We start from the raw sequence: 11,828 nt of genomic DNA on the forward strand, positions 1-11,828 counted from the left end.
AAACCGGCGAGCAGCGCGCCGCCGGGCAGCAGCTCGGCCATCCGGCGCGCGTAGTCGGTGCGGCGTTCCGGCGGCAGCGCACAGAGGAACGCGCGCTCGTAGATCCACGCGGGCACAAAGGGCGGTTCATAGGTGAAGAAATCCGCCTGCTCCGCCAGTCGCGCGTGTTGCGCGCCCAGTTGCTCGTGCGCCGCCGCGACGGCGGCCGGCGAGAAGTCGATCGCGCGGACCAGGTTGCCCTGCCTGGCTAGCCAGACGGCTTCGTAGGCGCTGCCGCAGCCCGGAATCAGCACCGCGGCGTCGCTGCGCCGCGCGGCGAATGCGCGGAATGCGGCTGGCACGCCCGCTTGATCCCACGGCATGATTCCGCGCTCGAAGCGCTCGTCCCAGAATGCGGGCGAGTGGGGGTCGCGAGTTGAGAAGTCGGGCACGGCGGGTTGAGTCGGTTCGTTCATCAGATGCCTCGCATGGGTTGCGCGCGTTGCATGGGTCGTACGGGTGGTCTCGATTACCCCCCGTAAGCCAGCGCCAGAAACGCCCGCGCCAGCACGGCGCCGACGCCCACCGCCACGCCGAACAGCAATAGCCCTTGCAGCAGCCGGTTGGTACGCTTCTGCTCGAGCAGGATCTGGCGAATCATCTCGTCGTTCGCGCCGCGCGTGTTGTCGTGCCGCTCGGCGAGCACGTGATGGATCAGGCGGGGCAACTGCGGCAGCGTCTTGCTCCACTGCGGCGCCTCGATCTTCAGGCGCTCGTACCAGCCGCGCACGCCGATCTGCTCGTTCATCCAGCGTTCCAGATAGGGCTTGGCGGTCTTCCACAGGTCCAGTTCCGGATCGAGCGAGCGGCCGAGCCCTTCCACGTTCAGCATGGTTTTTTGCAGCAACACCAGTTGCGGCTGGATTTCAACGTTGAAGCGGCGCGAGGTCGAGAACAGGCGCATCAGCACCTGGCCGAGCGAAATGTCCTTCAGCGCGCGGTCGAAATACGGCTCGCACACCGCGCGGATCGCGCTTTCGAGTTCTTCGACACGGGTCGTCGGAGGCACCCAGCCCGATTCCAGATGCAGCGTAGCAACGCGGTGATAGTCGCGCTTGAAGAACGCGAGGAAATTCTGCGCGAGATAGTTCTTATCGAAATCCGACAGCGCGCCGATGATTCCGAAGTCCAGCGCGATATAGCGGCCGAAGTGCGCGGGATCGAGACTCACCTGGATGTTGCCGGGGTGCATGTCGGCGTGGAAGAAGCCGTCGCGGAACACCTGGGTGAAGAAAATCTCGACGCCTTCGCGCGCCAGCTTCGGAATGTCGACACCCGCCGCGCGCAGCGTCTCGACCTGGCTGATCGGCACGCCGACCATGCGCTCCATCACCAGCACGGTGGGCGTGCAGAACTCCCAATACATCTCCGGCACCAGCAGCAGATCGAGGCCGACGAAATTGCGCCGCAACTGGCTGCCGTTGGCCGCCTCGCGCATCAGGTCGAGTTCGTCGTGCAGGTATTTGTCGAATTCGGCGACCACCTCGCGCGGCTTCAAACGCTTGCCGTCGGCCCATAGCCGCTCGGCCCATACGGCGATGTCACGCAGCAATGCGAGATCGGAGTCGATCACAGGCAGCATGTTTGGGCGCAGCACCTTCACCGCGACCGCCTTGCCCGCATGCTGACCGGCCTTCACCTTCGCGAAGTGCACCTGCGCGATCGACGCGCTCGCCACCGGCACCCGCTCGAAATCGTCGAACAGCACGTCCACTGGCGCGCCGAGCGATTTCTCGACCAGCCCGATCGCCACCGCCGAGTCGAACGGCGGCACCTGATCCTGGAGCTTCGCCAGTTCGTTGGCGATGTCCACCGGCAGCAGATCGCGCCGGGTGGACAGTACCTGGCCGAACTTGACGAAGATCGGCCCGAGGCTTTCGAGTGCGAGCCGCAAGCGCACGCCCGGCGGCGCGTCGAACTTGCGGCCGATCGTGGTGACACGCAGCAGCAGACGCACGCGCCGGTCGTTGATGCGGCCAAGCATCATCTCATCGAGACCGAAACGGATGACCGTGAAAAATATTTTGAGGAAACGCAGAAAACGCATAGTTGTGCCCGGTGACTAGCGCGTGCCGCGCGACATGGCGGCGCCGCCCGGCGCATTCGCGCCGCGGGCTTCGACCTTCTGTTCAAGACGCTCGATGCGCTTTTCCAGGCGCGCCAATGCGTCGCGCGCGCGGGCCAGTTCGACGTTGAAATCTTCGAGCGCGGTGCGGCGCACCAGCTGCGGATTTTCGTCAAGCAGATATTCGGCGGCCGTATCGAGCAGGTTTCGGCCGGTGCGCTGCACATGCTGACCGACCGTACGCACCACCGACGCAACTCGCCATGCCGGACCGTCACCGATCAGCTTAGCCAGATCTTCTTCCGGCTCCCAGCGCAGATGCTCGGCGAGTTTCGCGATCACAGTGGCGAACTCGGCGTCGCCTTCGATCTTCACGTGCTTCATGACCGCGGCCTGGCCGCCTTGCACGAAGGCAGGCAATGCGTCGGACGGCACGGAAACGGTTACGTCGAACTGATGCGCGTCGGTTTCGTCAACCGCGCCCAGATAGCCGTCGGGTTGCACCAGCAGCGTCAATGCGACCGGTGGACATGCCAGGCGCGCGATCTTGCCGGCGTAGGGGGCGAGGCGCTCACGAGCCCACGATTCGCGGGCGAGCAGATGATTGACAGCAGCAGCGAAGGGCTTGGCGGCGAGGGTCATCGAAAGTGGCAAGAAAAAACCCGCGCGAACGAGGTGCTCGCGCGGGTTCCTATTGTAACGTCCGTTCGCTTCGCGGCCTGCTATGCCGAACGGCCAACGCTATGCGCAAAATCAGGAAGAGCCGCACCGCCCGGCTCGATCCTGCTCATGATTCAGTGCTGCGCCACCTGCTGGATGCCGGCCAGCAGCCAGCCTTCGCCGTTGCGGTTCGCCTTGGACAGATTCCAGACTTCGACGAACGGCTCGGCGGCCGCGCCCGGTGCTTCGCGAAGCAGCCCGGAGAAGCGCACGCTGGCGAAATATTCGTTCGCGCGCTCTTCGACGCCCAACAGCTCGGCGTTCAGTTGCACCACGTCCGTCTGGTTGGACTCCGTGCCGCGCGAAGCGAGGTCGACCCGCACTTCGGCAAACATTTCCGGCGTGGTGAATTCGCGGATGTCTTCGACATTGCCGACGTCCCATGCGGCTTGCAGGCGCACGAAGTACACCTTGGCATTACGCAGGAACGCGTCCGAATCGAAACCAGCGGGCACCACGGGCATCGGGTTGATGGTCGGCGTACTCAGCGGGTTGCCCTGCGGTTCGAGATACGAGCCGGTGGGCGGCGCGCTGTAGCGCGGTTCCTGGCTATAGCCGGTGCCGCCCGCGTTCAATGACGGCGAAGCACCCGCATACGCCGCTTGCGCCGTATCGCGCTTGCGGCCCGTGAAGCGGCGGATCAGCCAGATGACGACCATCGCGATCAACGCGATGATGATGACGTTGGCCATCATGCCGGCAAACGCTTCGCCCATGCCAAAGTGCGACAGCAATGCGGCGATGCCGAGACCGGCGGCGAGGCCCGCGATGGGCCCGAGCCAGCGGTTGCGGTTAGGCGCCGCAGGCGGCGTCGGCGTCGGTTGCGCGCGCTGCTGCTGCATGGCCTGATTGTTTTGAGCAGGTTGCGACGGCGTCGCCTGATGCTGCTGCTGAACCGTGTTCGACTGACGGCCGACGCTACGGCCACCGCCCATGCGGCGAGCTTCCGCATCGAGCGAAGCGAGCGAGCCGGCCATGATCAGACCGACCATCGCAATCAGTCCGATTCTTCTCGCCAGCGAACCCCCAACCTTACGGGGAGATAACACACCTGAATCGGACATTTTCGTACTTTCCTTTAAAAATCGATGGGTTAGGAACCCTAGTATTTGGTCCCCACATGTAAAGCTACCACGCCAGCTGACAAATTGTAATATTTGACGCCGTCGAGACCCGCTTGTTCCATCATTGTTTTTAAAGTTTCCTGATCCGGATGCATCCGGATCGATTCCGCAAGGTATTGATAACTCTCGGCATCTTTCGCAAAGCGCTCACCCAGCCACGGCAGCACCTTAAAAGAATAGACGTCGTAGACCGTTTTGAGCGGATCCCACACCTTCGAAAATTCCAGCACCAGCAGACGGCCCGCCGGCTTCAACACGCGGCGCATCTCCGCCAGCGCGATATCCTTGTGCGTCATGTTGCGCAAGCCGAATGCCACGGTCACAACATCGAAGTAGTTGTCGGGAAAGGGAATTTTCTCGGCGTCGCAAAGCAGCGCCGGGGTGATGACGCCCTTGTCCAGCAGCCGGTCCCGGCCCACGCGCAGCATCGATTCATTGATGTCGGTGTGCCAGACTTCGCCGGTCTCGCCGGCCTGTTTCGCGAAAGCCTTCGACAGATCGCCCGTGCCGCCTGCGATGTCGAGCACCTTGTAGCCCGGCCGCACGTGTGCCTGGGCGATCGTGAACATCTTCCACGCCCGGTGCAACCCGCCCGACATCAAATCGTTCATCAAGTCGTAGTTAGCGGCAACCGAGTGGAACACGCCCGCCACCTTCTGCGCCTTTTCCTGTTCGTCGACCGATTGAAAGCCGAAGTGGGTTTTGCTCATCGCGCTCGTCCTTTCGCGTATTCTGAAATGTTGCGCCGCATCAGCGCGGCGTTCGGGGCGAATCGTATCAGTGACAGTGGCCGTGCGCAGCGCCGGAGGGCACCATCGGCGTATCGCGGTCGACACCCGCCGCTTGCAGTTTGGCGAGATAGTCGCGCCAGAGTTCATCCTGGCGGACCGCCATGTCGTACAGCAGGTCCCACGAATAGATGCCGGTGGCGTGCCCGTCGGAGAAAGTCGGCTGCAGCGCATAGTTGCCGACGCCTTCGATCAGCGTGATCGTGACCTCGCGCTTGCCGGTCTGCAGCGTCTCCTGGCCGGGCCCATGGCCCTGCACCTCCGCGGACGGTGAATACACGCGCAGCAGTTCGAACGGCAGCCGATACGATTCGCCGTTTGCGTACTGCAATTCGAGCACATGCGATTTCGAATGGACGACGACGCCGGTCGGCACGGGAGTTTGGGGGGTCAGTCCGCTCATGATGGACTCGCAAGAAAACGCAGGGCCGCCTCAGGTTTGCCCCTGGGAGGGGCTTTGGGCGCGCGACGCGATGGGTTAGAGGCGCTCAGCCAAGAGCTTGTTCGATTTCATGGCGCACGGCTTCGCGCAGCAAGGTGGCTTGCGCGCGGCGCGACGACAGCATCGCCTCCGATACCGTGCGCTGGCGAGGCGCCCAGATAGGCAATGGAAAATGAGCGTCGTTCGAAAACCGCGGAATCACGTGCCAGTGCACGTGCGGCACCTGGTTGCCGAGGCTCGCCAGGTTCACCTTGACCGGCTGCACGACACGCCGGATCGCGCGCTCGACCGCGTACACGGCCTTCATGATGCGATCGCGGTCGTTCACGGCGAGATCGGAAAATTCGGCCACGTGGTTGTTCCAGATCACTCGGCAAAAGCCCGGGTAATCGGGTTCGTCGGCCAGGACGACACGCAAGGTGTCGTCCTGCCACAGCACATCGCCGCCTTCTTCGCGGCAAAAAACGCAGTCCATCGTCGTCCTCAGGCAAAAATCGTCAGTCGTGCCATTAAACCAGCACGCGCTCGATTCCGCCATTGTTCGCCCGTTGGACGTAATCCGCCATCCAGTCTTCGCCCAGCACGTGACGCGCCATCTCGACGACGATGTAGTCCGCCTCGGTGTTCGCATCTTCGTTGTAGCGCGACAGGCCTTGCAGGCACGACGGGCAGCTCGTGAGGATCTTGACGTCGGTGGCGCCGTTCGGCTGCGGACCGTCGCCGGCCTTCAGCACCGAGCCGTTCGGCGCACCCGCCGCACCGGCCGAAGCATTGGCCGGATTGATCGCGTTCGCGCCGGCTTCGGCCACAAGAGGAATGCCGCGCAGCTTGGCCGCGCCCTTGCGCATCTCTTCTTCCTTGCGGAAGCGCACCTGTGTCGAAATGTCAGGACGCGTCACCGCGAGCGTGCCGGATTCACCGCAGCAACGATCGTTCTTCTCGATCTTGTAGCCGTCCTTCTCCGAACCCATCAGTTGGTTGACCAGCTTGACCGGGTCCATCGTCTTGATCGGCGAGTGGCACGGGTCGTGATACATGTAGCGCACGCCGTTCACGCCTTCGAGCTTGATGCCCTTCTCCAGCAGGAACTCGTGGATGTCGATGATCCGGCAGCCCGGGAAGATCTTCTCGAATTCGTAGCCGGCGAGCTGGTCGTAACACGTGCCGCACGACACCACGACGGTCTTGATGTCGAGGTAGTTCAGCGTATTGGCGACGCGGTGGAACAGCACGCGGTTATCCGTGACGATCTGCTCGGCCTTGTCGTACTGGCCCGAGCCGCGCTGCGGATAGCCGCAGCACAGGTAACCCGGCGGCAGCACGGTTTGCACGCCCGCTTCCCACAGCATGGCTTGCGTCGCCAGCCCCACCTGCGAGAACAGCCGCTCGGAGCCGCAGCCGGGGAAGTAGAACACCGCTTCCGTGTCGGCGGTGGTCGTCTTCGGATTGCGGATGATCGGGACGATCTTGTTGTCCTCGATATCGAGCAGCGCGCGCGCGGTTTTCTTCGGCAGGTTGCCCGGCATCTTCTTGTTCATGAAGTGGATCACCTGCTGCGTGACCGGCGGCTTGCCGACCGTTGCCGGCGGGTGCGCCGTCTGCTTCTTCGTGAACTTCTTCAGCACTTCGTTGCCGAGCCGCTGCGCCTTGTAGCCGACGCCCATCATCGCGGTGCGCGCGAGGTTGATGGTCTGCGGGTTGGTTGCGTTCAGGAAGAACATGCCCGCGGCGTTGCCCGGGTTGAACTTCTTCTTGCCCATTTTGCGCAGCAGGTTGCGCATGTTCATCGTCACGTCGCCGAAGTCGATCTTCACGGGACACGGCGTCACGCATTTGTGACAGACGGTGCAGTGATCGGCGACATCGTTGAACTCGTCCCAATGCTTGATCGACACGCCGCGGCGCGTCTGCTCTTCGTACAGGAACGCCTCGACCAGCAGCGAAGTGGCGAGAATCTTGTTGCGCGGGCTGTACAGTAGGTTCGCGCGCGGCACGTGCGTCGCGCACACCGGCTTGCACTTGCCGCAGCGCAAGCAGTCCTTGATCGACTCGGAAATCGCGCCGATGTCGGACTGCTGCATGATCAGCGATTCGTAGCCCATCAGGCCGAAGCTCGGCGTGTAGGCGTTGCGCAGGTCGGCACCTTCGAGCAGCTTGCCCGCGTTGAAGCGGCCATGCGGATCGACGCGCTGCTTGTACGCGCGGAATTCGCCGATCTCCTCGTCGGTCAGGAATTCGAGCTTCGTGATGCCGATGCCGTGCTCGCCGGAAATCACGCCGTCGAGCGAACGCGCGAGCTTCATGATGCGCGCCACTGCGGTGTGCGCGTCCTGCAGCATCTCGTAGTTGTCGGAATTGACCGGCAGGTTCGTGTGCACGTTGCCGTCGCCCGCGTGCATGTGCAGCGCGACGAACACGCGGCCGCGCAGCACCTGCTTGTGGATCGCCTGGGCTTCGTCGAGGATCGGCTTGAACTCGCCGCCGTTGAAGATCTGCCGCAATTCAGCGCGAATTTCCTGCTTCCACGACACGCGGATCGTGCGGTCTTGCGTGATATGGAACACGGTCGCGTCGGGCTGCTGGTCGGCGCGGTCGGCGAATTTTTCCGCGAGGCCTTCGTAGCCGAGACCGACCAGATAGTGCTGCGCTTCACGCAACGAAAGATCGAGCTTGTCGCGCAGGAACTCCCAGCGCGTGCGCACACGTTTCAACAGATCGAGCGCCTGCTGTACGCGATCCTCGAGCAGCTCGGCGCTCGGAATTTCGTTCGCGTCGTCGCTCTTGCCGAGCGGCAGCTTGCCGCCCTGGAAAAACGCCTCGAGCGCGTCGACCAGTTGCAGCTTGTTCTTGATCGACAGCTCGATGTTGATGCGTTCGATGCCGTCCGTGTACTCGCCCATGCGGTCGAGCGGGATCACCACGTCTTCGTTGATCTTGAACGCGTTGGTGTGCTTCGCGATCGCGGCGGTGCGGCTGCGGTCGAGCCAGAAGCGTTTGCGCGCCTCGGCGTTGACCGCGACGAAGCCTTCGCCGCTCTTGCCGTTGGCCATCCGCACGACTTCCGAGGTGGCCTGTGCCACTGCATCCGCGTCGTTGCCGACGATGTCGCCGATCAGCACCATCTTCGGAAACGCATTGCGCTTGCTCTTGGTCGCGTAGCCCACCGCGCGCAGATAGCGCTCGTCCAGATGCTCGAGGCCCGCCAGAATGGCGCCGCCCTGACGCGACGTCTCGAACAGGTAGTCCTTGATTTCGACGATGCTTGGAATCGCCTCGCGCGCCTGGCCGAAAAATTCGAGGCAGACGGTGCGCGTATGCGCGGGCATCTTGTGCAGCACCCAGCGCGCGGACGTGATGAGGCCATCGCAACCTTCTTTCTGCACGCCCGGCAGGCCGGCGAGGAATTTGTCGGTAACGTCCTTACCCAAGCCTTCCTTGCGGAACACGCGGCCCTTGATGTCGAGCGCTTCCGTCCGCAGCAGCTTCTCGCCCGGCGCGTAGTTGCCGTCGAACCACTTGAGCTCGAAGCGCGCGACTTCGATGTCATGAATCTTGCCCATGTTGTGGTCGAGGCGCGTGACTTCGAGCCAGTTCCCTTCCGGGTCGACCATGCGCCACCACGCGAGGTTGTCGAGCGCCGTGCCCCACAACACCGCTTTCTTGCCGCCGGCGTTCATCGCGACGTTGCCGCCGACGCAGGACGCATCGAGCGAAGTTGGATCGACCGCGAACACGAAGCCGGCCTGCTCTGCCGCTTCGGTCACCCGGCGCGTGACGACGCCCGCGCCGGAGAAAATCGTCGCGACCTTGCGATCGACGCCCGGCAGTTGAGTCATCTCGACCGCGCCGAGCTGTTCGAGCTTTTCCGTATTGATGACGGCCGAGAACGGCGTGAGCGGCACCGCGCCGCCCGTGTAGCCGGTACCGCCGCCACGTGGAATCACGGTCAGTCCGAGTTCGAAACACGCCTTGATCATGCCGGCGATCTCGGCTTCGGTATCCGGCGTGAGCACGACAAACGGGTACTCGACGCGCCAGTCGGTTGCGTCGGTCACATGCGATACACGGGACAAACCGTCGAACTTGATGTTGTCTTTTTCCGTGACCTTGCCCAGCACCTTCGTCGCGCGACGGCGCAGATCGTAGGTCTTCTGGAACTCGCTCGCAAAGTCGTCGACCGCGCGGCGCGCGGCCTGGACCAGCGTTTCGACGCGCGCCGCGCGATCCACGCCGGCTTCGTCGCCGTGTTCCGTCAGATCGGCGCGACGGCGCTTCTCGATCTCCGACAAACGGTGATGCAGCGCTTCGATCAACTGGGCGCGGCGCTTCGGATTGTCGAGCAGGTCGTCCTGCAGGTAGGGATTGCGGCGCACGACCCAGATGTCGCCGAGCACTTCGTACAGCATCCGCGCCGAGCGGCCCGTGCGGCGTTCCGCGCGCAGTTCGGCGAGGACCGCCCACGCTTCGTCGCCAAGCAGGCGGATGACGATTTCGCGGTCGGAAAACGACGTGTAGTTATAGGGAATTTCGCGCAGGCGCGCTTCGGGATCGGCGGCCACCGCAGCGGCGGCCCCGTGCGGATCGAAAACTTGAGGTGCGTTCATGTTCGGACGACTCGGTAGATCAACCGGGCGCGCTCTTCGGGAGGCGTCGGCTGACGGTGCGCGTGGGGCGCAATGCCTGAAATCTTTCTATAGGGGAGCGAAGCACGACCGACGGCCTACCCACATCGGTCGCTTCGCGGCGCTCAGATATAACTACACGATCGTGCGTGGCGGACGTGACGCTCCGCCGCGGGACAAGACTCACGCGGGACGGGCATCAAGTGGGCGATCCGAGGCTGCCAATGCATCTTCCGATCCTTATTCCAAATCGGAATTCTACCGCATGATTCCGCCACGCGTTGACGGCCGCAATCGGAGCAGCAGCGGGGCTTCAGGCGTTTTCACACTGAAAGCGCCTGAAGTGAATTTGCCGACCGGTCGGTCGGGCGGCGCTGCGCGAGCGCACCCGACGCGCTTGAAAGACCCTTGCGACGCTCCCTGGGTGATCGGACGGAAGGCCTGAGCGGTCACCGTTGGCGCTATCATTGACCCCTTCCTGTCTCGCAACGCGCATCGCGCCACCCGCATGGCTTCCCACGACTACCTGAAAAAAACCCTGACCGCACGCGTCTACGACGTGGCCCGCGAAACCGAACTGGAGCGCGCGCCGAATCTGTCGGCACGTCTGCGCAATCCGGTGTATCTGAAGCGTGAGGACAACCAGCCGGTGTTCTCGTTCAAGCTGCGCGGCGCGTACAACAAGATGGCGCATCTTCCGGCTGAAGCGCTGGAGCGTGGGGTGATTACGGCATCGGCGGGTAATCATGCGCAGGGCGTCGCGTTGTCGGCGGCACGCATGGGTGTGAAGGCGATCATCGTAGTGCCGGTGACGACGCCGCAGGTGAAGGTCGATGCGGTACGCGCGCATGGTGGGCCGACAGTCGAGGTGGTGCAGTTCGGCGAGTCGTATAGCGACGCTTATGGCCATGCGGTCAAACTGCAGGAAGAGCGCGGCCTGAGCTTCGTGCATCCGTTCGACGACCCGTACGTGATCGCAGGGCAAGGCACGGTCGCGATGGAAATTCTCAGCCAGCATCAGGGGCCGATTCACGCGATCTTCGTGCCGATCGGCGGCGGCGGACTCGCGGCGGGCGTGGCTGCGTATGTGAAATCGGTGCGCCCGGAGATCAAGGTGATCGGCGTACAGACCGATGATTCGTGCGCGATGGCCGCCTCGCTCAAAGCAGGAGAGCGCGTCACGCTGAACGAAGTCGGACTGTTCTCGGACGGCACGGCGGTGAAGCTGGTCGGTGAAGAAACCTTCCGCCTGTGCAACGAATATCTCGACGACGTGCTGCTCGTGAACACCGACGCGCTGTGCGCGGCAATCAAGGACGTCTTCCAGGACACCCGCAGCGTGCTCGAACCGGCTGGCTCGCTAGCCGTTGCGGGCGCGAAGCAGTATGCCGAGCGCGAAGGCATCGAGAACCAGACGCTGATCGCGATCACGTCGGGCGCGAACATGAACTTCGATCGCATGCGCTTTGTCGCCGAGCGCGCCGAAGTCGGTGAAGCACGCGAAGCGGTGTTCGCGGTGACGATCCCCGAAGAGCGCGGCAGCTTCAGGCGTTTCTGTGAACTGGTCGGCACGCGCAGCGTCACCGAGTTCAACTACCGGATCGCGGACGCGAACTCGGCGCATATCTTCGTTGGCGTGCAGATCAGGAACCGCAGCGAGTCCGCGCAGATCGCGGGCGCCTTCGAAGCGCACGGCTTTGCGACCGCGGACCTGACCTTCGACGAACTCTCGAAGCAGCACATCCGCTACATGGTCGGCGGGCGCTCGCCACTCGCGCATGACGAGCGCCTGTTCCGCTTCGAGTTTCCCGAGCGGCCGGGCGCGCTGATGAAGTTCCTGTCGTCGATGGCGCCGAACTGGAACATCAGCCTGTTCCACTATCGCAACCAGGGCGCGGACTACAGTTCGATCCTTGTCGGCATCCAGGTGCCCGCGAGCGAGACCGACGCGTTCGAGCGCTTTCTCGCGACGCTCGGCTATCCGAACTGGGAAGAGACGCAAAACCCGGTGTATCGGCTGTTTCTTGC

Annotated in this window: 9 protein-coding genes; 1 reads left to right on the plus strand and 8 read right to left on the minus strand. The window is 63.4% G+C overall.

Annotation, left to right across the window (positions count from 1 at the left end; all coding sequences use genetic code 11):
* The 8 genes from CIC12_RS24200 to CIC12_RS24235 all read right to left on the minus strand — a co-directional run.
* Window positions 1-455, minus strand: a 455-nt coding sequence (locus CIC12_RS24200; protein WP_168667735.1) for a methyltransferase domain-containing protein, incomplete at its 3' end; no start/stop codon positions are given.
* Window positions 456-508: 53 nt separating this feature from the next.
* Window positions 509-2,086: a ubiquinone biosynthesis regulatory protein kinase UbiB gene (gene ubiB / locus CIC12_RS24205; protein WP_168667737.1), complete on the minus strand. Its 1,578-nt coding sequence runs from the start codon at window positions 2,084-2,086 to the stop codon at window positions 509-511.
* A 15-nt stretch (window positions 2,087-2,101) separates the two neighbouring features.
* Window positions 2,102-2,746, minus strand: coding sequence for a ubiquinone biosynthesis accessory factor UbiJ (locus tag CIC12_RS24210; RefSeq protein ID WP_168667739.1), 645 nt, complete (start codon window positions 2,744-2,746; stop codon window positions 2,102-2,104).
* Window positions 2,747-2,898: 152 nt separating this feature from the next.
* Window positions 2,899-3,888: a Tim44 domain-containing protein gene (locus tag CIC12_RS24215; RefSeq protein WP_168667741.1), complete on the minus strand. Its 990-nt coding sequence runs from the start codon at window positions 3,886-3,888 to the stop codon at window positions 2,899-2,901.
* Between the two features lie 38 nt (window positions 3,889-3,926).
* Complete coding sequence (gene ubiE, locus CIC12_RS24220) at window positions 3,927-4,658, minus strand: bifunctional demethylmenaquinone methyltransferase/2-methoxy-6-polyprenyl-1,4-benzoquinol methylase UbiE (protein ID WP_168667742.1); 732 nt, start codon at window positions 4,656-4,658, stop codon at window positions 3,927-3,929.
* Between the two features lie 67 nt (window positions 4,659-4,725).
* Window positions 4,726-5,139 (minus strand): gamma-butyrobetaine hydroxylase-like domain-containing protein, encoded by a 414-nt coding sequence (locus CIC12_RS24225; protein ID WP_168667743.1) that lies wholly within the window; start codon window positions 5,137-5,139, stop codon window positions 4,726-4,728.
* Between the two features lie 85 nt (window positions 5,140-5,224).
* A complete protein-coding gene (locus CIC12_RS24230) occupies window positions 5,225-5,653 on the minus strand; it encodes an HIT family protein (protein ID WP_168667744.1) in 429 nt (142 codons plus the stop codon).
* A 34-nt stretch (window positions 5,654-5,687) separates the two neighbouring features.
* Window positions 5,688-9,782, minus strand: coding sequence for a DUF3683 domain-containing protein (locus tag CIC12_RS24235; RefSeq protein WP_168667745.1), 4,095 nt, complete (start codon window positions 9,780-9,782; stop codon window positions 5,688-5,690).
* A gap of 526 nt (window positions 9,783-10,308) precedes the next feature.
* Here CIC12_RS24235 and ilvA point away from each other — a divergent pair.
* On the plus strand, window positions 10,309-11,828 hold a 1,520-nt coding region (gene ilvA / locus CIC12_RS24240), incomplete at its 3' end, for a threonine ammonia-lyase, biosynthetic (protein WP_168667746.1).

This window comes from Paraburkholderia sp. SG-MS1, from assembly GCF_012275575.1.
In the GTDB taxonomy this organism is placed as follows: domain Bacteria; phylum Pseudomonadota; class Gammaproteobacteria; order Burkholderiales; family Burkholderiaceae; genus Paraburkholderia.

Coding starts and splice junctions, on each gene's coding strand:
- CIC12_RS24225 (WP_168667743.1), bottom strand. CDS start 5,139: ATGAGCGGACTGACCCCCCAAACTCCCGTGCCGACCGGCGTCGTCGTC.
- CIC12_RS24210 (WP_168667739.1), bottom strand. CDS start 2,746: ATGACCCTCGCCGCCAAGCCCTTCGCTGCTGCTGTCAATCATCTGCTC.
- ubiB (WP_168667737.1), bottom strand. CDS start 2,086: ATGCGTTTTCTGCGTTTCCTCAAAATATTTTTCACGGTCATCCGTTTC.
- CIC12_RS24230 (WP_168667744.1), bottom strand. CDS start 5,653: ATGGACTGCGTTTTTTGCCGCGAAGAAGGCGGCGATGTGCTGTGGCAG.
- CIC12_RS24235 (WP_168667745.1), bottom strand. CDS start 9,782: ATGAACGCACCTCAAGTTTTCGATCCGCACGGGGCCGCCGCTGCGGTG.
- ubiE (WP_168667742.1), bottom strand. CDS start 4,658: ATGAGCAAAACCCACTTCGGCTTTCAATCGGTCGACGAACAGGAAAAG.
- CIC12_RS24215 (WP_168667741.1), bottom strand. CDS start 3,888: ATGTCCGATTCAGGTGTGTTATCTCCCCGTAAGGTTGGGGGTTCGCTG.